Origin of the sequence: Chromobacterium haemolyticum (assembly GCF_002081825.1) — a bacterium.
Classification (GTDB): Bacteria; Pseudomonadota; Gammaproteobacteria; order Burkholderiales; family Chromobacteriaceae; genus Chromobacterium; species Chromobacterium fluminis.
This window is the reverse complement of sequence record NZ_MUKU01000024.1, coordinates 16,140-36,221: the sequence shown is the minus strand read 5'-3', so window position 1 is coordinate 36,221 and position 20,082 is coordinate 16,140. Positions and strand designations below refer to the sequence as shown.

General features: G+C 57.7%; 20 protein-coding genes. 17 read left to right on the top strand and 3 right to left on the bottom strand.

Annotated elements, in window-relative coordinates; all coding sequences use genetic code 11:
• From tssE to B0T39_RS16680, 12 genes are all read left to right on the top strand, one after another.
• Positions 1-480, top strand: coding sequence for a type VI secretion system baseplate subunit TssE (gene tssE, locus B0T39_RS16735; protein ID WP_081548563.1), 480 nt, complete (start codon positions 1-3; stop codon positions 478-480).
• A gap of 19 nt (positions 481-499) precedes the next feature.
• On the top strand, positions 500-3,529 hold the full coding sequence (locus B0T39_RS16730) for a type VI secretion system Vgr family protein (protein WP_081548561.1): 3,030 nt from the start codon (positions 500-502) through the stop codon (positions 3,527-3,529).
• 15 nt (positions 3,530-3,544) lie between these two features.
• Positions 3,545-8,164 carry an RHS repeat-associated core domain-containing protein gene (locus tag B0T39_RS16725; protein ID WP_081548559.1) on the top strand — a complete coding sequence of 1,540 codons (4,620 nt, stop codon included), beginning with the start codon at positions 3,545-3,547 and terminating at the stop codon, positions 8,162-8,164.
• Positions 8,161-8,577, top strand: a complete 417-nt coding sequence (locus B0T39_RS16720; RefSeq protein ID WP_176219585.1) for an NTF2 fold immunity protein — start codon at positions 8,161-8,163, stop codon at positions 8,575-8,577. Before B0T39_RS16725 ends, B0T39_RS16720 begins: the two co-directional genes overlap by 4 nt.
• A 91-nt stretch (positions 8,578-8,668) precedes the next feature.
• Positions 8,669-9,631, top strand: coding sequence for an RHS repeat-associated core domain-containing protein (locus B0T39_RS16715; protein WP_081548555.1), 963 nt, complete (start codon positions 8,669-8,671; stop codon positions 9,629-9,631).
• 7 nt (positions 9,632-9,638) lie between these two features.
• Positions 9,639-10,061: an NTF2 fold immunity protein gene (locus tag B0T39_RS16710; RefSeq protein WP_176219584.1), complete on the top strand. Its 423-nt coding sequence runs from the start codon at positions 9,639-9,641 to the stop codon at positions 10,059-10,061.
• Positions 10,062-10,203: 142 nt separating this feature from the next.
• Complete coding sequence (locus B0T39_RS25895; protein ID WP_217806266.1) at positions 10,204-11,091, top strand: RHS repeat-associated core domain-containing protein; 888 nt, start codon at positions 10,204-10,206, stop codon at positions 11,089-11,091.
• An 11-nt stretch (positions 11,092-11,102) separates the two neighbouring features.
• Positions 11,103-11,417, top strand: a complete 315-nt coding sequence (locus B0T39_RS25175; RefSeq protein WP_139795181.1) for a hypothetical protein — start codon at positions 11,103-11,105, stop codon at positions 11,415-11,417.
• A 202-nt stretch (positions 11,418-11,619) separates the two neighbouring features.
• Positions 11,620-11,973 (top strand): RHS repeat domain-containing protein, encoded by a 354-nt coding sequence (locus B0T39_RS26275; protein WP_081548549.1) that lies wholly within the window; start codon positions 11,620-11,622, stop codon positions 11,971-11,973.
• Between the two features lie 104 nt (positions 11,974-12,077).
• Positions 12,078-12,941, top strand: coding sequence for an RHS repeat domain-containing protein (locus B0T39_RS16690; RefSeq protein WP_254894579.1), 864 nt, complete (start codon positions 12,078-12,080; stop codon positions 12,939-12,941).
• Entirely contained in the window at positions 12,938-13,333 is a 396-nt protein-coding gene (locus B0T39_RS16685; protein WP_081548605.1) for a hypothetical protein, read from the top strand. The genes B0T39_RS16690 and B0T39_RS16685 overlap by 4 nt, the downstream gene beginning before the upstream one ends.
• Before the next feature lie 298 nt (positions 13,334-13,631).
• Positions 13,632-14,210, top strand: a complete 579-nt coding sequence (locus B0T39_RS16680; RefSeq protein ID WP_081548547.1) for a DUF3885 domain-containing protein — start codon at positions 13,632-13,634, stop codon at positions 14,208-14,210.
• A gap of 83 nt (positions 14,211-14,293) precedes the next feature.
• Here the strand turns inward: B0T39_RS16680 and B0T39_RS16675 are convergent, their stop codons facing one another.
• The gene (locus B0T39_RS16675; protein WP_081548545.1) at positions 14,294-14,623 is read right to left on the bottom strand and encodes a hypothetical protein; all 330 of its coding nucleotides are present in this window, start codon (positions 14,621-14,623) and stop codon (positions 14,294-14,296) included.
• Between the two features lie 562 nt (positions 14,624-15,185).
• Between B0T39_RS16675 and B0T39_RS16670 the strand changes: the two genes are divergently transcribed.
• From B0T39_RS16670 to nadB, 5 genes are all read left to right on the top strand, one after another.
• Positions 15,186-15,731, top strand: coding sequence for a hypothetical protein (locus B0T39_RS16670; protein WP_141111268.1), 546 nt, complete (start codon positions 15,186-15,188; stop codon positions 15,729-15,731).
• 12 nt (positions 15,732-15,743) lie between these two features.
• Positions 15,744-16,205 (top strand): hypothetical protein, encoded by a 462-nt coding sequence (locus tag B0T39_RS16665; RefSeq protein ID WP_081548541.1) that lies wholly within the window; start codon positions 15,744-15,746, stop codon positions 16,203-16,205.
• Positions 16,192-16,620, top strand: coding sequence for a hypothetical protein (locus B0T39_RS16660; RefSeq protein ID WP_081548539.1), 429 nt, complete (start codon positions 16,192-16,194; stop codon positions 16,618-16,620). Before B0T39_RS16665 ends, B0T39_RS16660 begins: the two co-directional genes overlap by 14 nt.
• 191 nt (positions 16,621-16,811) lie before the next feature.
• Entirely contained in the window at positions 16,812-17,114 is a 303-nt protein-coding gene (locus B0T39_RS16655) for a hypothetical protein (RefSeq protein ID WP_081548537.1), read from the top strand.
• Positions 17,115-17,198: 84 nt separating this feature from the next.
• The gene (nadB, locus tag B0T39_RS16650; RefSeq protein ID WP_081548535.1) at positions 17,199-18,791 is read left to right on the top strand and encodes an L-aspartate oxidase; all 1,593 of its coding nucleotides are present in this window, start codon (positions 17,199-17,201) and stop codon (positions 18,789-18,791) included.
• Positions 18,792-18,954: 163 nt separating this feature from the next.
• Here nadB and B0T39_RS16645 read toward each other — a convergent pair whose 3' ends face one another.
• Together B0T39_RS16645 and B0T39_RS16640 are read right to left on the bottom strand one after the other, a co-directional pair.
• Positions 18,955-19,461, bottom strand: a complete 507-nt coding sequence (locus B0T39_RS16645) for a DUF1993 domain-containing protein (protein ID WP_081548533.1) — start codon at positions 19,459-19,461, stop codon at positions 18,955-18,957.
• Positions 19,462-19,627: 166 nt separating this feature from the next.
• Complete coding sequence (locus B0T39_RS16640) at positions 19,628-19,960, bottom strand: hypothetical protein (RefSeq protein ID WP_141111267.1); 333 nt, start codon at positions 19,958-19,960, stop codon at positions 19,628-19,630.
• Positions 19,961-20,082: the final 122 nt, after the last annotated feature.

Sequence of the window (20,082 nt, the reverse complement as noted above, 5' to 3'; positions counted from 1 at the left end):
ATGCACAGCGGCCGTCACGCCCAGATCCTGCCGTCGGTGCTGGACCGGCTGCTGGACGACCAGCCGGACAACAGCCACGGCGCGGAAACCATGTTGTACGAACTGCCGCAGATCAAGCGCTCGCTGGCGCGGGATCTGGAAGCGCTGCTGAACACCCGGCTCGCGCCCTTGCAAGAACTGTTCGACATGTACCCGCAGGCCCACGACAGCATGCTGAGCTTCGGCATTCCGGATTTGTCCGGCATCAGCCTGCTCAATCCGCAAGACCGCGAACTGCTGCGCGAACAGCTGCGCCGCGCTATCGAAGTGCACGAACCGCGGCTGTCCCGCGTGCGGGTGAATCTGGACGCGCCGCGCGAGATGGAGCGCCACCTGCGCTTCCGCGTCGACGCGGTGCTGAAAGTGCATCCGCACCGGCCGCCGGTCACCTTCGACGCCACCCTGCAACTCTCCTCCAACGTTTACAAGGTACAAGGCTGACCCAGCCTGACAGCGCCCCATGGACCTCAGCACCCTGCTCGCCAGCTTCGCCTCCGCCTTCAACCAAGACCAACGCCTGCTCACCCTCAGCCTGGGCGACGGCAACGTGGCGGCCGAGCAACTGCTGCCCCTGAGCCTGGCCGGCGAAGAAGGCGTGTCCCGGCCCTACGCCTACCAACTCACCTGTCTGTCCCCGGACGGGGCGATCGAACTCAAGACCCTGCTCGGCCTGCCCGCCCGGCTTGGCATCCTCGACGCCGCCGGCGCGGAGTCCTTGCGTTGCGGCGTGGTGTCCAAGGTGGAAAGCCTGGGATCCGACGGCGGTTTCAGCCGTTATCAGCTCACCATCGAGCCGCCGTTCGCGCTGCTGCGTCATCGCATAAGCTCGCGGGTGTTCCAGGACCTGACGGTGCCGGACATCGTCAAACAGATTCTGGCCGAGCATCAGCAGGCCAACCCGGTGTTCGCCCGGGTGCAGACGCTGGACTTCAAGACCGGCGCGGCGTCCCCGCGCAGCTACTGCCTGCAATACCGAGAATCCGATTACGACTTCATCGTGCGGCTGCTGCACGAAGAGGGTTATGCCTGGCGCTTCGATCACCTCGATGGCGAGGTACCACAAGTGCGGTTGGTCGCCTTCGACGACCCCTACAGCCTGCCGCCGGCCGGCGTCGAGCGCGTGCGTTTCCACCGCAGCGACGCCACCGAGGCCGAGGACGGCTTGACCGAATGGAACGCCCTGCGCCAGATCGTCCCCGGCGCGGTGGCGCTGGCCAGCTTCGACTACCAACCCGTCAGCACCCAGCACAGCGGCGACGACAGCCGCATTGATCAAGGCCAGAACGGCAAGGCGCTGCAGTCTTCCTTGCACGACTACGACCCGCAATCGCTGTACTACGCCGGCGACGCCGACCAACTCAGCCACTACGCCCAGCTGCGCCAACAAGCGCATGACCTCAAGGCCAAACAATTCAGCGGCGGCGGCTCGGTGCGCGGCCTGGCCGCCGGCCAATGGTTTCGCCTGGACGAGCACCCGGCCCACGACGGCGACAGCAGCGAACAACGCGAATTCGTCGTCACCCGCCAAACCCTGAGCGCGCGCAACAACCTGCCGGCCGACCTCAAAGCGCTGGCAAAAGCAGAGGACGCCCAACCCTTCCGCGCCGACTTCGACGCTCAGCGCCGCGGCGTGCCGCTGACCCCGGCCTACGCCCACACCGAACTGGCCAAGCCCAAGTCCCGCGGCGTACAGACCGCCACCGTGGTGGGGCCGGAAGGAGAGGAAGTCCACACCGACCAGCACGGCCGCATCAAGGTGCAGTTCCACTGGCAACGGATGGACGAACACCCGAGCATAGGCGCGGGCATGGACGACAAATCCTCCTGCTGGTTGCGCGTGGTCATGCCCAGCGCCGGCGCCGGCTGGGGCCACCAGTTCATCCCGCGCATCGGCCAGGAAGTGCTGGTCGACTTCATCGAAGGCGATATCGACCGCCCGGTGATCACCGGCGTGCTCTACAACGGCAGCCACCCCACCCCGGACTTCAGCGGCGCCGGCGCGCTACCGGCCAACAAAACCCTGTCCGGCATCAAATCCAAGGAACACCAGGGCGGCCAGTACAACGAACTGCTGTTCGACGACACCCCCGGCGAAGTCAGAGCCAAACTCAGTTCCGAACCCGGCAAGACCCAGCTCAACCAGGGCTTCCTCACCCACCCGCGCAGCAACGGCAAGGCCGAGCCGCGCGGCGACGGCTTCGAACTCAGAACCGACAGCCACGGCGCCATCCGCGCCGGCCACGGCCTGCTGCTGAGCACCGAAGCGCAGAACGGTGCGTCCGGCAAACAACTGGCGCGCGAACAAGCGCAAAGCCAGCTGGACGCGGCTTTGGGCCTGAGCCAAAGCCTGGCCGACACCGCCACTGGCCAGCAGGCCGACACCATGGAAACCGGGCCGGAAGAAATCGGCGCGGACAACGCCAAGGCCGCCAAGAAAACCGAAGGCCACCTGCAACACCAGGCCGCCGCGCTGAAAGCCTGGGAAGCCGGCTCCAACACCGACAAGGACGGCAAGACGGCAAAAGACCAAGCCGGCCAACAACCGCTGATCGTGCTGTCCGCGCCGGCGGGCATCGCCAGCCTGAGCCAGCAAAGCCAGACCGTGGCGGCGGGCACCAACCTGGACCTGGTGGCGCAGCGCGACACCAACCAGACCAGCGGCCGGCGCTGGATCCACAATGTGGGCCAGCACATCAGCCTGTTCGTCGCCGGGGTCAAGGATCAGATCGCGCTGAAGCTGATCGCGGCCAAGGGCAAGGTGCAGGTTCAAGCGCAGAGCGACAGCATCGAGGTGACCGCGGATAAGGATGTGACCGTCACCGCCTGCAAGGGCAAGGTGGAAATCGCCGCCGGCCAGGAAATCCTGCTCACCAGCGGCGGCGGCTACATCCGGCTCAAGGGCGGCAATATCGAAGTGCACTGCCCGGGCGAAGTCAGCGTCAAAGGCACCAGCCACGCGCTCACCGGCCCGGCCAGCCTCAGCACGCCCACGCCCACCTTCAACAAACCGGGCATGGGCAATCTGCAAGTCATTCACGATTTCGCCAACGGCTACTCCATGGACCAAGGCAAATTCGTGGTCACCGACGCGCTGGGCGTCAAGCACAGCGGCGTGCTGGACGCCGCCGGCAAGGCCATGGTCAACGGCCTGCCCACCGGGCCGGCGCAAGTACAGTTCCTGGGCCGCCCGCACAAGAGCGAGGCGGACATCTTCCCCTTTGTGCCGCAGCCGGAAGCGGCGCTGCAAAAAATGGGCGCCGCGGTGCAGCAGCAGGCCATGAGCCAGCTAGGCAGCCTGGTGGGCAAGGCGCTGCCGCCCGGCGCCGCCGGCCTGGCGCAAAACCTGGCCCAGGCCAAAGGCGCGGTGGACCAGGCCAAAGCCATGGCCTCCCAAGCCCAGGCCGCGCTGCAACAAGCGCGCGACATCAAACAACTTGCCTCCGGTGCGTCCCTCCCTTCCGCCGCCGGCATGATCAAGAATATCGTTTAAGAGCCCTTCTCCAACATGAGCACCGCAGCCCAAGCCAAACCCGTCGCCGTGATCAACGGCACGCCGCAAAACGCAGCCCAGGTCATCCAGCAAACCGGCAAGACCTTCGATCAATGGCTGCAAAGCATCAGCGACGGGCATCTGTCGGTGGACAGCCTCAAAACCATAGGCAGCGCGGTGCCCATCGTCGGCAACCTGATCTCGGTGGGCGACGTCATCGTCGATCTGATGGAGATGTCAGAAAAGAGCAAGAAAAAACAGGAAGTCGACGTTTTCGACTGGCTGTTTCTGGGCGTGGACCTGGTGGGCGTAGTGCCGGCTGCAGGCGGCCTGTTCAAAATGGGCGCGCGCCCCACGCTGAAGCTGTGCGCCAGCAGCGTGCGCCGCGCCGGCGGCGACTGGCTGAAAATGGAGCTGTCCGCCTCGCTGACCCAAAAAGTGGCCAATATGCTGCCGGCCGACTTCCGCAATATGCCGGACCAGTGGGTCAAGCACGTAGACAGCAAAATGCAGAGCACGCTGGAAACCTGCGGCGGCAAGGGCAAGGTCATCATCTCGGACCTGGCCAATCTGCTGATCAGCCTGGGCTCCGGCAACTTCAGCGGCTACGTCAAACAACACGTGCCGCAAGCGCCGGTCAAATACCACCTGGAGAAAACCAATAAGCAAGGCTTCTGGGCATCGGTGGGCGCGGAACTGGACGCACTGAACCGCGCCGCCGCCAACGCCAAGAAAGAAGCCGCCGCCGGCATGACCGTGGCCGCGGCCAAGGGCATAGACATGGCGCTGAAAGGCAGCGCCGCCGCCCGCATGATGCTGAGCCTGGGCCGCACCTTGCTGGCCTGGGCCGGCCAGCTCACCGCCAAGCTGCTGTCCATGTACTCCAGCCACCTGAAGCCCTTGCTGAACAAATTGCTGGCAGCCTTCCTCAAGCACTTGCCCAAGAAGGCCGCCGCGGTGGCCAACAAAGTCACCAACAAGGCCAAGAAAGGCACCCAGCAGCTTTATCAGGAGGTCACCAGCCGCTTCAAGGGCAAGATCAAGCCGCCGCCCAAATGCGCCTGCGCCGCCTCGCCCAACAGCATAGGCTATGTGCTGGGCGAAGAATCGCTGCAGCATACCGACTTCAGCCTGCCCGGCGTGCTGCCCATCGTCTGGACCCGGCAATACCGCTCCAATTTCGACGGCAACGACGCCCACGGCGATCTGGGCGCGCGCTGGGGCGTGGCTTACGGCGCGCGCTTCGACATTGAAGGCGAAGCGCTGAAGCTCCACGACGACAGCTGCCGCACCCTGGACTACCCGCTGCTGCCGGTGGGCGAATCCCTGAAGGACGAGCTGGAAGGCTTCACCCTCAGCCGCCTGTCCGACACCCTGATCTCCCAGACCTACGGCCACGATCTGGTGCAACTATACGAACGCCACGGCGACAGCTTCCGTCTGGCGCTGATCAAAGACCGCGCCGGCAACAGCATTGCGATGAACTTCCGCGACGGCCGGCTGATCCAGCTGGTCAGCAGCGCCGGCTACGTAACGGACCTCAGCCACGACGCGCGCGGCCGCATCGTCCGCATCAGCCTGCAAGACCCGGAAACCGGCCTGCCGCTGCGCACGCTGGCGCAATACCAATACGACGACGCCGGCCCGCTGGCCGCGGATGCCGGCGACCTGCTGGCCGCCAGCGATGAAAACGGTCAAAGCTGGAGCTACCAGTACCAGCACCACCTGCTGACCCGCTACACCGACCGTACCGGCCGCGGCATCCACCTGGAGTGGGACGGCAGCCACCTGGACGCACGCGCCGTGCGCGAATACGCCGATGACGGCAGCCAAGACATCCGCCTGGCCTGGGACGACAACATCGACCTCACCTACGTCACCGACGCCTACGGCCGCACCACCGAGTACTACTTCGACGACAAGGGCTACAACTACCGCATCATCTACCCGGACCACAAGGAAGAATGGTTCGACTACGACGCCCAGAAAAACCTGGTCAACCACATCTACCCGGACGGTTCGCAAGACAGCTTCTCCTACGACGACAAGAGCAATCTGGTATTGCACGAGCGCCGCGACGGCAGTGAAGTGGCCTTCGCCTACGACGCCCAGGACAATCTGGTGGAGATCACCGATCCGCTGGGCGAAAAATGGCTGCGCGCCTACGACGACAAAGGCCAGTTGATCGAGGAAACCGATCCGCTGGGCCACAAGACCAAATACGCCTACAACGAGCAAGGCCTGCCGGTGGCCATCACCGACGCCAAGGGCGGCAAGAAGCAGATTGCCTACCGCCCGGACGGCTTGCTGCAGAGCTATACCGACTGCTCCGGCAGCGCCACCCAATGGCAGTACGACGAACGCGGCCGCGCGCAACTGATCGTCGACGCCATGGGCAGCGCCACCCGCTACCAATACGCGGCCAACGGCACCCTGCAAGCCATCGTCCAGCCGGACGGCCAGGCCACCCAGCTGGAACACGACGCCGAGGCGCGCCTGCTCAAGCTGACCGACCCGCTGGGCCGCGCCACCCATTACGACTACGACAAAGCCGGCCGGCTGCAAACCCGCACCGACGCCAACGGCCACAGCTTGGCCTACAAATACGACAAGCTGGGCCGGCTTACCGCGCTGCGCAATGAAAACCACCGCCAGTATTTGTTCGAGTACGATGCCGGCGGCCAACTGATCAGCGAAACCGGCTTTGACGGCAGCGCCACCCGCTACCACTACAACCACGCCGGCCAGCTGGAAAAACAACAGGAAGGCGATGTCGCCACCCTTTACCGCTACGACCGCGCCGGCCGCCTGATCGAGCGCAGCGCGCCAAACAGCAAGGAAAGCTTCGGCTACGACGCCGCCGGCCGGCTGTACCAGGCCAAGAACCGCTACGCCAGCCTGCGCTGGATCTACGATCCGGTGGGCAACGTCATAGAAGAACACCACGGCTACAGCGTGGCCGGCGTCAAGGAAACCTACCGCTGGCAACATGAACACGACCCGCTGGGCAACCGCATTGCCACCGTGCGTCCGGACGGCCGCCGCGTGGACATCCTCAGCTACGGCAGCGGCCACGTGCACGGCCTGCTGTTCGGCCAGCGCGACATCATCAACCTGGAGCGCGACAAGCTACACCGCGAAACCCAGCGCGTGCTGGGCAATGCCTTGCAGCAAACCCTGACCTACGACAAGGCCGGCCGCCTGGCCAGCCAGCGGCTAATGGGCGCCACCCAGTGGAACCGCCAATACCAGTACGACGCCGCCGGCCAGCTCACCGGCATTGCCGACAGCCGCGCCGGCCAGCTCAACTACCGCTACGACCCGGTGGGCCGCCTGCTGGAAGCCGCCACCCCCAAGGGCGTGGAAAGCTTCCGCTTCGACCCGGCCGGCAACCTGCTGGACAACGCTCCGGCCGCCGACGGCCACCAGGACAACAGCCTGCTGGGCAACCTGCTCAGTCAGTACGCCGGCCGCCACTACCGCTACGACAGCCGCGGCAATCTGGTGGAAAAACGCGTCAACGGCGCGCTCACCAAGCTGGAATGGGACAGCCACAATCGCCTGTCCCGCCTGACCGCGCCGGACGGCCAACGCACCGACTACCACTACGATCCGCTGGGCCGCCGCATCGCCAAAACCCAGGCCGGCCAGACCACGCTTTACGGCTGGGACGGCGACGTGCTGGCCTTTGAAACCCGGGACGAACAAGCGGTGCATTATCTGTTTGAACCGGACAGCTTCCTGCCGCTGGCCCAAGTCCACACCGAAGCGGTGCGCGGCGTCAAAGTACCAAACTGGAACCAGCACCGCCCCTACGACTCGGACCTGGACCCGTTGCGCAAACCGGCGCCGGAACCCAGCGAACCGACTGCGGTGTACTACTACCACACCGACCACCTGGGCACCCCGCAGGCACTGACCGACGAACAAGGCGCGCTGGCGCTGGAAATGGACTACCAGGCCTGGGGGCAAGCGCGCGAAATCATCACCGACGCCGCCAACAAGGCCGGCATCCGCAACCCCTTCCGTTTCCAGGGCCAGTATCAGGATGAAGAGTCCGGACTACACTACAACCGCCATCGCTACTATGATCCGGAGATTGGGCGGTTTATTTCGCGGGATCCGATTGGGTTGATGGGTGGTATAAATACACATAACTATGCACCTAACTCAATACAATGGGTTGATCCCTTAGGTCTGTGGGCAGCAGGTGCCAAGTACAAATATAAATATGGCCCCAATGGTGAAATTAGAAGCAGTGTTGCTAAAATTAGACCCGAAGATTTGAATACAGGCACAAAAACTAGCACCTCCTCTAGAGCATTCGCCCGTAGTTTAGGTTGCCCACACGATGATGCTGGCCATGCTATTGCGAATAGACTAGGGGGATCTGGTGGCGATGATGGAGTATTCCCCCAAACTCTGGGAATTAACCGTGGACAATATAGAACTCACGAAGCTCAAATTGCAGAAAAAGTTAAAGCCGGTGACAATGTAATTGTCAGAGTCGTTCCACAGTATGACAAGGGATCCACTAGACCCCATTCTGTTTTATACCAAACGAGAGTAAATGGCAAAACCACTACGAGAGTCTTTGACAATCCTTTAACATGTTGTTGCGGAGAAAAAAAATGACCCCCCAAGAAACCATAGGACAATACTTAAAAGAGATGCTCGATTGGGAAATAAGCTTCTACAAAGAACAAAGAAGTGAAGCTTATAAAGCCGACCCCACCGAGCGTGAGAAATCAAAAAAGATGGCAAGAGAAAGACTGCGCATTATATTTGAGAAGTATGTCAAAGATGGCGAACACAATAAAATTGCCGACGCCGCTTTAACTACTATGGCTGTGGGTCGCCCCCCGGCTTACGAGCAAACCATTATTGAAGAAACGTCCTCTTCACACAGTTACGTCAAAACAAAACAAAACAGTGGATTTGAAATTTTTTTCAAATACACCCTTCAAGAAAACAATTCAAAATGGCTGATTGAAAAATTACACTTCTCTACTGATGGAAAAAAATGGAAGCTTGCGGAGTCACTTTAAGAGCGATTTTTTTCACTATCACCACCTATCCCTCAAGCGCCTCTTCTATTTAGAAAAGAGTTCTGCTTAAGCTTCAGGGCAATTATAGAGTTTGGTTAGCCAGACCACGCTTTACGGCTGGGACGGCGACGTGCTGGCCTTTGAAACCCGGGACGAACAAGCGGTGCATTATCTGTTTGAACCGGACAGCTTCCTGCCGCTGGCCCAAGTCCACACCGAAGCGGTGCGCGGCGTCAAAGTACCAAACTGGAACCAGCACCGCCCCTATGACTCGGACCTGGACCCGCTGCGCAAACCGGCGCCGGAACCCAGCGAACCGACCGCGGTGTACTACTATCACACCGACCACCTGGGCACCCCGCAAGCGCTGACCGACGAACAAGGCGCGCTGGCGCTGGAGATGGACTACCAGGCCTGGGGGCATGCGCGCGAAATCATCACCGACGCAGCCAACAAGGCCGGCATCCGCAACCCCTTCCGTTTCCAGGGCCAGTACCAGGATGAAGAGTCCGGGCTGCACTACAACCGGTACCGCTACTATGATCCGGAAATCGGGCGGTTTATTTCGCGGGATCCGATTGGGTTGTTCGGGGGCTTCAACCTATATCACTACGCGACTAACCCAGTTGAATGGGTAGACGTTCTTGGCTTAAGTGGCTCTAATGTTCGCTATCGTCATGGTAAGAATGGAGAGCTACGCTCCGCGTTTGGCAAAATAACCCCTGGCGCCAAAGGCACAGCTACAAACTGTTGCTCTCGCGCTAAAGCTCGTCGTTTAGGACAAGAATGCGATGATGCAGGCCATGCAATTGGCAAACAATTAGGCGGCAGCGGTGGAATTAATGGCATTTTCCCGCAAAACAAAAACAAAAATCGTGGAGAATTTAGGGACTTCGAAAATGAAACAGCTGCCTTAGCAAAAAACAATACCGTATTCGTCAGAGTAATACCAAAATATAAGACTGGTGAAACTCGGCCTCACGAGATTTTATACCAGCGACGAGTAAATGGCACAACCGAATCTGTTATATTTAAAAACCCAGACTGCCCGTGAGACAAAAATGACCCCTACCGAATTCGCCACTAACTTTTTCGAGCAAATGCTTAACTGGGAGGACTGGTATTATGCAGAAAAGAAAAAACCAGAGTATGAAACAGACAATGAGTTCATTAAAAAAACCGACCAAGAATCCAGATCCAAACTAGAGCTTATTCTACGATCATTTTTAACTGAATCTGCCTTTAGTAAGATTGGACAGGAAAAGCTAGAAACATTAGGAGTTGGAAGACCTCGCCTCTACGATCAGGAAGCCATCTCCTGCACTGAAAGCTCTTCCTTAAAGTTTGAAGTCATTTCAAAAAATAGAAAAAAACAAAACAGCTATTCAAAGTATCTTGTTTTGCAGAAAGAAGGTACCTACAAGATTGACCAGGCATACCAAAGCATTGACGGACAAAATTGGAGAAAAAAGAATTCCATATAACCTCATTGAGAATTGGCACCTAAAGACATATAGCCAAGCCAGTAACTCTGAATAGGAATTCGTACTAACCCACGATTCTCTAGGCCCTCACATCGCCAAAACCCAAGCAGGTCAGACCACGCTTTGCGGCTGGGACGGCGACGTGCTGGCCTTTGAAACCCGCGACGAACAAGCGGTGCACTATCTGTTTGAACCGGACAGCTTCGTGCCGCTGGCCCAAGTCCACACCGAAGCGGTGCGCGGCGTCAAAGTTCCGCGCTGGAGCCAGTACCGCCCCTATGACTCAGACCTGGACCCGCTACGCAAGCCGGCGCCGGAACCCAGCGAACCGACGGCGGTGTACTACTACCACACTGACCACCTGGGCACCCCGCAAGCGCTGACCGACGAGCAAGGCGCGCTGGCGCTGGAAATGGACTACCAGGCCTGGGGGCAAGCGCGCGAAATCATCGCCGACGCCGCCAACAAGGCCGGCATCCGCAACCCCTTCCGCTTCCAGGGCCAGTACCAGGACCAAGAGTCTGGACTGCACTACAACCGCCATCGCTACTATGATCCGGAGATCGGGCGGTTTATTTCGCGGGATCCGATTGGGCTAAAAGGCGGAATCAATATCTATGGTTATGCACTAAATCCCATAGTCTGGATGGACCCGTTAGGTTTGACGGGGAAACAGTTTACAGGGACGGTTTACCGGGCACTTACACCGAAGCAAAAGCAATGTGCATTAAAAAATCAAGATATATCCCCAAAGGACCCTAGCGCTAGTTATAGCCCTCAGGAACATGTGGAAAATGGAAAACTGCAAACACAGTTCATTTCAACAACTAAAAGTGAAAAAACAAGCGACTTTTATAATAAATGCAATTGCAAAATAAAAGTAGATCTGTCAAAGATACCTGATTGCGACATCATTGATGTTAGCAAGGGCCAAGGATTGACAGGAAAAGCTAAGCGGTTTGCAACTAAAGACCAAGAAGTATTAATAAGAAATGGCATTCCTAAGGGTTCGTACGAGGTTATAGAGTAAGGAGTATTTTTATGAGTGAACGGCTTGAGGCGATAAAAAAGAATTTAGATGATTTTTATGATAAATCTTTTGATTCGGATGATGTAGAGAGAGCTGAAAATAAAAGTATCAAAGAAGAGATAGTGGACCTGATAATTCATGCACATAAAAATAGGGATTATCAGCTTGTGAAGGAAAGTATTGATGTTTTGATTGAAAACACAGGATGCCAAGAGGATTTTGAAATTCTTGAAGAAATAGTTTCTCCTCTTCAATCTGCTGGGATTTTGTCGGACCCTGAACTGAATGACTTGGTTATAGGCTCGCCATTATCTAGATGGGCTTAGCTAGTATTATTTTTGATCAACATGTAAAGCCTACCAAGTCAGTATGGATTGGTAGGCTTTTATTTGGTCTGAGACGGAGTTTAATTTTACCGCCAGGCTGCCGTGGCCGCACACTATCTCCAACCGCAGGTTCAAGCTGACCTGACAGACCAAGCAGACCCTGGCATACGACAAGGCCGGCCGCCTGTCCAGCCAGCGGCTGATGGGCAGCACCCAGTGGAACCGCCAATACCAGTACGACGTCGCCGGCCAGCTCACCGGCATTGCCGACAGCCGCGCCGGCCAGCTCAACTACCGCTACGACCCGGTGGGCCGCCTACTGGAAGCCGCTACTCCCAAGGGCGTGGAAAGCTTCCGTTTCGACCCGGCCGGCAACCTGCTGGACAACACCCCGGCCGCCGACGGCCACCAGGACAACAGCCTACTGGGCAACCTGCTCAGCCAGTACGCTGGCCGCCACTACCGCTACGACAGCCGCGGCAATCTGGTGGAAAACGCGTCAACGGCGCGCTCACCAAGCTGGAGTGGGACAGCCACAACCGCCTGTCCCGCCTGACCACGCCTAACGGCCAGAACACCGACTACCACTACGACCCGCTGGGCCGCCGCATCGCCAAAACCCAGGCCGGCCAGACCACGCTTTACGGCTGGGACGGCGACGTGCTGGCCTTCGAAACCCGCGACGAACAAGCGGTGCATTATCTGTTTGAACCGGACAGCTTCGCGCCGCTGGCCCAAGTCCACACCGAAGCCGTGCGCGGCGTCAAAGTGCCGCGCTGGAGCCAGCACCGCCCCTATGACTCGGACCTGGACCCGCTGCGCAAACCGGCGCCGGAACCCAGCGAACCGACGGCGGTGTACTACTATCACACCGACCACCTGGGCACACCGCAGGCGCTGACCGACGAACAAGGCGCGCTGGCGCTGGAAATGGACTACCAGGCCTGGGGGCAAGCGCGCGAAATCATCACCGACGCCGCCAACAAGGCCGGCATCCGCAACCCCTTCCGCTTCCAGGGGCAGTACCAAGACCAAGAGTCCGGGCTACACTACAACCGCCACCGCTACTATGATCCGGAAATCGGGCGGTTTATTTCAAGGGATCCGATTGGGTTGATGGGTGGGATTAATATCCACAGTTATGCGCCGAACCCAGTTGAGTGGGTGGACCCATTTGGCCTATCCAAAGCTTCCTCTTCGGCAGGAAGAAAACAAGCATCTGACAAGCCCAACCAGAATGCTAAATGTCCTTGTCGAAAAAAATGGGAAGTAAATAGATTCGACCGTGTATGTGCAGGCAATGTCCCAGGAGTTTGCCATGCTAAATACCTCAGAGACCCATCAACCGGTATGTGGTGGTCTGAGGATCAAACTGGCCATGGGAATAGTGCGTGGAAGGTGTTTGATAAAAATGGCACCTGGGTTGCAGATGCTGACGTTTACGGTGACTATATGAATAAGCACAAGAGCGAAGTTGGAAAAAATATCAACTTCAACTCCTTAAAATGCAAGGATTCAAAATGATCAACTCGGCCGAAGAATTTATTGCTTTACGAGACAGTGAAAAAAAAGAAGAATATGACAGGTCCGCACAAGAAGAAGCCCCAAACCATGTATGGATAGATATTATTAACCGTTTTCCTGAGTATCAAAAATGGGTCGCACACAACAAAACAGTACCTCTTGAAATACTAGAAGAGTTATGCAAACACGGGCCAGAAACAAGACAGTTTGTTGCCACAAAAAGAAAGCTATCTAAAGAGTTATTTTATTTGCTTGCAAATGACGCTGAATCAACAGTACGTCAAGCAATTGCAGCAAACAAAAAAGCACCAATCGATATATTAAATTTTTTAATAAATGACGATGATGAAGATGTAGCAAGTGTCGCAAAATACAATATCCAAAACAGATAACTTCATGCAAAGAGAAAATAAATTTGTAAAAATATGCCCCCCCAAAAAAGTACGGGTCAAAATTTTTGCTCATGACAGCACATATGAGCCGTCTTCCCGTGTTGCAAGCCAGAGGTTCGGCCACTTCAACATTGTTTACCTGTCGCACACAAACTGTACTAAGAAACTCAGCACGTACAGGGCAACAATTCAAGCACCAATAATGCTGATGTTTTTCGACGACCACATGACTGACAAGCATAAAGACGACACAGGGAAAGTCATGGATATGAAGAACATGAAGTGTAAGGACGCTTAAATGAAGACAGCTATAATAAAAGAAATTTTTGGGGACAACTGTTTTTCGAGCGCAGTTTTCTACAAATACAAAGACAGCTTACGTTTCGAAATAAGTCAAAGAGACAGCAGAATTAATCCGTTTGCAACTGCATACGAAAATACCAAAACCATATTGCACTTCATTTTCGAAAAGGATACTGAGGTATACTGCTCACTTAGTTTATCCGGTGATAGTTTATTACCTGCCCGATCTCAAATCAAAGAGCTACAACATGGTGGGTTCACGATTCCAAGCCAAAGACTTATCGATTACGACATTGATGGAGACGAAAAAATTGCAAGAATAATTTTCCAAACAAGCAAAGAAGAATGCACCAAATTACTTTGGATGAAAATCGCACACGAGCTTGGCATAAGCCCATCCACCTGGCTTGATTTACATATCTTCAGCATTGAAAACAAAGTATTAGCACACCCTTACGATGAGCGCGGAATTGATGTCATTGGGGAAAAAAGCAAACTCAAGACTGCTTTCAATAAATTACATCACCTGCTCATTAATTATGATATAGAAAAAATGGAAAGTAGTTTTAAATAGTAAGACACGCAATCATTACCCTATTTGCAAAACACAGAATAAAAGCCCAAAGCCCCATCCGGGGCTTTGGGCTTTTGGAAGGATTAAGCCAGTTCCTGTATTTGCACCGTGGTCTGCTGCAAGCGGCGGGCGAAGGGTTCCAGCAGGCAATACATCTGCTCGCACTCCAGCGTGTCCAGGTTGGATTGGTCCAGCATGGCCGCCAACGCGCTCAAAGCGCTGCTGACCTGGCCGAGTTCCAGGCAGATCAGATGGGCGCAGTGATGGAAGTGCTCGTCGTATTCGTCGAGCTGTTGCAACAGCGGGTCAATCGGCTGTAGTGAGGGGTTTTGCTGACGCAAGCTTTTCAGCTGGAACAGCAAGGTGGGTAGCGATGGGACGTAGGGGGACGGGAAAGGGATGGCGCTAGTCATGGCGACTCCTTACTGAGCATTAAGCCCACCTTCCGACGCTAATCGGGGGCGGCAGGCACATGGCAGGATTAGCGTTACCGGCAGTAAGGACCCGGCGCGTGCAAGCACGCTCCCACCATGGCCAGCCAGTAAAAGGGATGTACCAATGGTGTTACGGACGTAAAAATGCCGCATGTGGCGGCTGTCCGCCTTACTGATTCGGAACGCTAATTCCGGTGCTGATGCACAGCACGGCCGGATTATCACGTGCTTGGCGCTGGGAGGCAAGGCGCTTGCGTCCGCCAGGTCCCCACTGACACTATATGCAGTATCAAAATCCCGTGCTGGCACCAATACCGATCTGACAACTCCGCCTGGGTTCGTTACACAAACCAGCACCGGAACCGAGTAAGCCGACAACGCTGTACGACTGCTACCACTCCAATCACTTGGGCACAGCCTCCTGATCCCAATTGCAGAATGGCAAGAGCAGCCTGAACGTTGCGGCAAGATAGCTCTGCTTAAAGCCACCAAGCGGGGAGCGCAGAGCCAATCTCGGCAAGACATTGCATAAGGATCAAGCATGAGAAGGGCCGACGAACTGAAAATACAGCAGGGATGGAGAAGGAATCTTGAGCAGCGCTATGACTGCCTTTCGCCCATCAGAACAATGTTCGCCAACAGCAGGCAGTTAAGCGTGGAACAGGCCTCGGTCTGGCTCAAGGCCACCATGGGCCAGGCGCTGCATCATGTGTGCTACACCAGCACACAGCCGGAGCAGGCGTTTGCGCTGCTGCTTGAGCGCTTGCGCCACTTCGCCCCTTGCCCATTCCCCATCCATCTGTGCATCGCCGACTACCAAGGTAGCGGCTATACGGACCAGACGTATTACCTCATTCCAGAACTGCCCATCATCGAAACCAGCCATGAGCAAGCCTTGCTCATTTTGAGCTCGCTGCCGTGTCAGTCGCTGTCCTTTCTCGCCTGTTCCCTGCCCAATAGCCAGGCCGGTGTGGTGCTGAGCTCTCATGCCGCGCTGCCGCAGCCGGAGAACGGCATGTTCGACGGCGCGGAATATGAGTTGTCGCACTGGGGCCAGGACTTAGCTCCCGTTTTGAAAACACGATAACGCACTCCAGCCATGACTTATTTTGCAGACTGTTTCCACACCTTGTTTCAACACGAAATTCATACCGGTCAAATCGCCATCATCGACTCGCCGGAACCCATGAATCGTCTCCCGCTTCGCTTTCCCTTCCTGGGCAGCAAGATAGATTGGAGCCGAACTCTGGATCATTTAACCGCAACCACCTCTTCCGCCGACAGCAATGCCAACATGGAACAATCCCACTTCCTGAATCAATGCTTAGCCGGTTGCAACCCATCGACAGCGATTTTCTACGTCAACGATAACGCTTTGGAATTTACCAGCCGATGGGAAAAAAGCGTGCTATTGGCACATAGTAAAACGCTATTCGCCAATATCCCTCAGCATCACTATTTTTTCGATGAGCAGGCAAACTGGTGCATTTGCCTCAGTAGCGAAGGACTCATGGACTTCGGTCGCAGCCCTCATGATGTCCCCAAGCATGCTGAACAATAAATTAATCGAATACCGCGCCAGGCTTGCGCTGAAGCGGCTATCCGGCCTGTCCAGCGGCGCGGTGACGCCAATCCGGGCTGATGACTACGCCAAGAACCGGGCATTCCTGAAGCAACACTGCCATCTCGATGCCGAGCCGCAACAAAAGCTGGCGGCGGATGAGCCTGCAGCACTTCAGGCGCTGACCTCGATCTTTGCCCGCCATGCTTCAACAGTCACCCTCCCCTTTGAACAGCCCTACTGCATTCAAGCCGATATCAGCGATGTCCAGAGCTTCGTCAAAAGCGTCTGGTCCGCCAACGGCACTCAGGACCTGACAGTGTTTTTCGATACAGAGGGGGCCACGCTGGATTTGCAAGATCGCGAAGATGGCTTGTATCTGTTCTATCACGCCGGCACCGAAGAAATACCGTAGGAAATAATGTCGGCTTCCAAGGCCCCCCTCCAGCAGAGAACATCATGAATTAAGGCTCTGCCTCTTGCCGCCCCATCATTTACGCCCAGCCCCTCCCCCTGGCAACAGCCGCCACCACACTCAGGGGCGCGACATAGATACCATTTTGCAAACGCACGCGGTGTGCCTGCCGCAATATCGGAGCCAAGACCATGACCCCGTCACAAGCAGCCCTACAACAGGCAATCTGCACCCTGAGCCTGATCGACACCGTATTTCATCGCTTGGGCGTGCGGATAGCCTGTGAGGATTTGAGCCCGGCCGAGGCCTGGGCCGCCACCTGCCAAACGTTTCAGCAATTGGATCTGCAGCAGCGCCTGCCCACGCTGATTGCGGAACTGAGGGAGATCGTGGAACCGCAACTCGTCTACGACGAGCACAATATGAGCGCACTGGATTACAGGATTAAAGACTTGCTGCAGGCCTATGAGCAAGCGCAGCCCCCGTCGTCATGAGTGCCCCTCCCCCATCTGTCACACCAGCATGAAGTCTGCTACGCTGCCTATCCATTTCGACTCTGCGTCCTGCAGGATTTCATCATGCTTAAGTTTGATGTTCTGATCATCGGCAGCGGTCTGGCCGGGATGACCTTGGCCTTGCACCTGGCGGAAAGCCGCAAGGTGGGCCTGATTACCAAGCGCGATTTGCTGGAAGGCAGTTCCACTTACGCTCAGGGCGGCATCGCCGCGGTGCTGGACACCGAGGATTCGGTGGAGGAACACATTCGCGATACGCTGATTGCCGGCGCAGGGCTGTGCAATGAGGAGGCCGCGCGCTTCATTGTCGAGCACTCCAAGGAGGCCATTGATTGGCTGATTGCGCTGGGCGTGCCCTTCACCAAGGATGAAACCCACCGCACCGGTTATCACCTGACCCGCGAGGGCGGCCACAGCCACCGCCGCATCATCCACGCGGCGGACGCCACCGGCGCGGCGGTAACCAGCACGCTGGGGCAGAAGATCAAGGCTCACCCCAATATCACCGAGCTGGAAGAGCATATCGCCATTGACTTGATCACCTCGCGCAAGCTGGGCCTGCCGGGCAACCGCGCTTACGGGGTGTACGCGCTGGACAAGCAGGCGGACCAGGTGGTGACCATTGCCGCCAAGCACACCATTCTGGCCTCCGGCGGCGCCGGCAAGGTTTACCTGTACACCACCAATCCGGACACCGCCACCGGCGACGGCATCGCCATGGGCTGGCGCGCCGGCTGCCGGGTGGGAAATATGGAATTCATGCAGTTCCACCCCACTTGCCTGTACCACCCGCACAGCAAGTCTTTCCTGATCACCGAGGCGGTGCGCGGCGAGGGCGGTATCCTGAAGCTGCCGGACGGCACCCGTTTCATGCCGGAGCATGATCCGCGCGCGGAGCTGGCGCCGCGCGACGTGGTGGCGCGCGCCATCGACTTTGAAATGAAGAAGCACGGCCTGGACTGCGTCTACCTGGACATTTCCTATAAGCCGGCCCATTTCATCCGCGAGCATTTCCCCAATATCTACGCCCACTGCCTGGAGCTGGGCATAGACATCACCCAGCAGCCCATCCCGGTGGTGCCGGCGGTGCATTTCACCTGCGGCGGCCTGGTTACGGACCTGACCGGCCACACCGATGTGGACGCGCTGTACGCGGTGGGCGAAGTGGCCTGCACCGGCCTGCACGGGGCCAACCGGCTGGCCAGCAACTCCTTGCTGGAATGCCTGGTGATAGGCAAGGCGGCGGCGGAGGACATCCTGGCCGCGCCGGAGATCAAACTGCCCAAGATTCCGGACTGGGACGACAGCCAGGTAACGGACCCGGACGAGGAGGTGGTGATTTCCCACAACTGGGACGAGCTGCGCCGGGCGATGTGGGACTACGTGGGCATTGTGCGCACCAATAAGCGGCTGATGCGGGCGCAGAACCGCATCCGCCTGCTGTCCGAGGAGATCAACGAGTATTACCGCCATTTCCACGTCAGCAACGATCTGATCGAGCTGCGCAATCTGGTGCAGACTTCGGAATTGATCGTGCGGTCGGCGCTGCTGCGCAAGGAGAGCCGCGGCCTGCACTACAGCCGCGACTATCCGGAGAAGCTGGAGCAGGCGCAGGAGACCATCCTGATGCCGGATGTTCCGGCCGCCGGCGGCTGAGCGGCGGCGGCCCCCAGGACTTAGAACGTGTTTACGATCTCGCGAGCTAAGGCGAGACAAGGCGGAAACGAGCGAAAAAGCGGAATGTACACGTGGTACATGAGCATTTTGAGCTTGGTTTCAACGCCGTATCGCCGATGCGCAGCAGATCGTGAACAGGTTCTTACACGCCGCCCAAGTAATCCATCTTGCCCAGCGCCACGCCGTTGTGGCGCAGGATGGCGTAGGCGGCGGTGAGGTGGAAGTAGAAGTTGGGCAGCACAAAGCCCAGCAGATAGTTCTGTCCGCTGAAGCGGATTTCGTCGCCGCGCACTTTCAGCACCACTTCCCGCGTCTCGCTGCCGTCGATCTGCGCGGCGTTAAAACCCTGCAAAAAAGCCACGGTCTTGGCGATGCGCTGTTGCAAATCGGCAAAGCTGGCTTCGTCGTCGGCGTAGCTGGGCACGTCGACGCCCGCCAGCCGCGCGGCGCAGCCTTTGGCGCTGTCGCTGGCGATCTGCACCTGGCGCGTCAGCGCGAACATGTCCGGCGCCAGCCGGGCGTTCAGCAGCACGTCCGGCGCGATATTGCGCGCGGCGGCGTCGGCGGCGGCCTTGTCCAGGATGGCGGACAGATTGTTCAGGCCCCGGATCAGCGCCGGGACGGAGGCTTGGTACATGGAAACGGACATGGCGGGCTCCTATCAGATTAGGAAAGGCGGGCGCGGCGGACGTTCCGGCGCGCCGCCACAGCATAAGCCAATCCGGCGGCGTCGGGGAAAATGCCCGCGCCCGGCCACGGCCAGTCAAGGACGGCCCGCTATCTGCGGGCCGCGGCCTGATTCACACCGCCTCCGCTCACGGGCAGGGGACGTGGATGCTTTTCGAACCGGCGTAAATATTTTTGCAAGACGCTTTGGAGCCAATGCCGTCCAGGGTGAAATGCGGATCGCTCTTCTGATGGCAGCCTTTGGACACATTCAACTGGCAGGCCGACTTGTCGATCATTTCCTTCAAGGCATCGCTTTTATTGCGCAGGTAGGTGGTGGCCTCGGCCTGGGTATAGGTTTTCACATCGCTGTTGGCGGGATCGTTCCAGCCTTTCTTGAATGTGATCGCCGCATTGGCGGCCCCCATCGTCAAGGTGGCCAGCAGGCCTGCCAGCATGCACATCGCGCTTATTGGTTTCATGAGTGATCTCCTGCCTGAGTGAATGGATGCGCGGCGCTGGCGGGCGACACGCGTCGGTCCAGGCCTCATGACAAACAATAGTTATTGAGGCGCCCGCCGTTCACCTGACCCATTAGCCACTT

What these genes read in the sequence shown, in the direction of transcription:
- tssE (WP_081548563.1), top strand. Translation starts at nt 1, where the DNA reads ATGCACAGCGGCCGTCACGCCCAGATCCTGCCGTCGGTGCTGGACCGG.
- B0T39_RS16730 (WP_081548561.1), top strand. Translation starts at nt 500, where the DNA reads ATGGACCTCAGCACCCTGCTCGCCAGCTTCGCCTCCGCCTTCAACCAA.
- B0T39_RS16725 (WP_081548559.1), top strand. Translation starts at nt 3,545, where the DNA reads ATGAGCACCGCAGCCCAAGCCAAACCCGTCGCCGTGATCAACGGCACG.
- B0T39_RS16720 (WP_176219585.1), top strand. Translation starts at nt 8,161, where the DNA reads ATGACCCCCCAAGAAACCATAGGACAATACTTAAAAGAGATGCTCGAT.
- B0T39_RS16710 (WP_176219584.1), top strand. Translation starts at nt 9,639, where the DNA reads ATGACCCCTACCGAATTCGCCACTAACTTTTTCGAGCAAATGCTTAAC.
- B0T39_RS25175 (WP_139795181.1), top strand. Translation starts at nt 11,103, where the DNA reads ATGAGTGAACGGCTTGAGGCGATAAAAAAGAATTTAGATGATTTTTAT.
- B0T39_RS26275 (WP_081548549.1), top strand. Translation starts at nt 11,620, where the DNA reads ATGGGCAGCACCCAGTGGAACCGCCAATACCAGTACGACGTCGCCGGC.
- B0T39_RS16685 (WP_081548605.1), top strand. Translation starts at nt 12,938, where the DNA reads ATGATCAACTCGGCCGAAGAATTTATTGCTTTACGAGACAGTGAAAAA.
- B0T39_RS16680 (WP_081548547.1), top strand. Translation starts at nt 13,632, where the DNA reads ATGAAGACAGCTATAATAAAAGAAATTTTTGGGGACAACTGTTTTTCG.
- B0T39_RS16675 (WP_081548545.1), bottom strand. Translation starts at nt 14,623, where the DNA reads ATGACTAGCGCCATCCCTTTCCCGTCCCCCTACGTCCCATCGCTACCC.
- B0T39_RS16670 (WP_141111268.1), top strand. Translation starts at nt 15,186, where the DNA reads ATGAGAAGGGCCGACGAACTGAAAATACAGCAGGGATGGAGAAGGAAT.
- B0T39_RS16665 (WP_081548541.1), top strand. Translation starts at nt 15,744, where the DNA reads ATGACTTATTTTGCAGACTGTTTCCACACCTTGTTTCAACACGAAATT.
- B0T39_RS16660 (WP_081548539.1), top strand. Translation starts at nt 16,192, where the DNA reads ATGCTGAACAATAAATTAATCGAATACCGCGCCAGGCTTGCGCTGAAG.
- B0T39_RS16655 (WP_081548537.1), top strand. Translation starts at nt 16,812, where the DNA reads ATGACCCCGTCACAAGCAGCCCTACAACAGGCAATCTGCACCCTGAGC.
- nadB (WP_081548535.1), top strand. Translation starts at nt 17,199, where the DNA reads ATGCTTAAGTTTGATGTTCTGATCATCGGCAGCGGTCTGGCCGGGATG.
- B0T39_RS16645 (WP_081548533.1), bottom strand. Translation starts at nt 19,461, where the DNA reads ATGTCCGTTTCCATGTACCAAGCCTCCGTCCCGGCGCTGATCCGGGGC.
- B0T39_RS16640 (WP_141111267.1), bottom strand. Translation starts at nt 19,960, where the DNA reads ATGAAACCAATAAGCGCGATGTGCATGCTGGCAGGCCTGCTGGCCACC.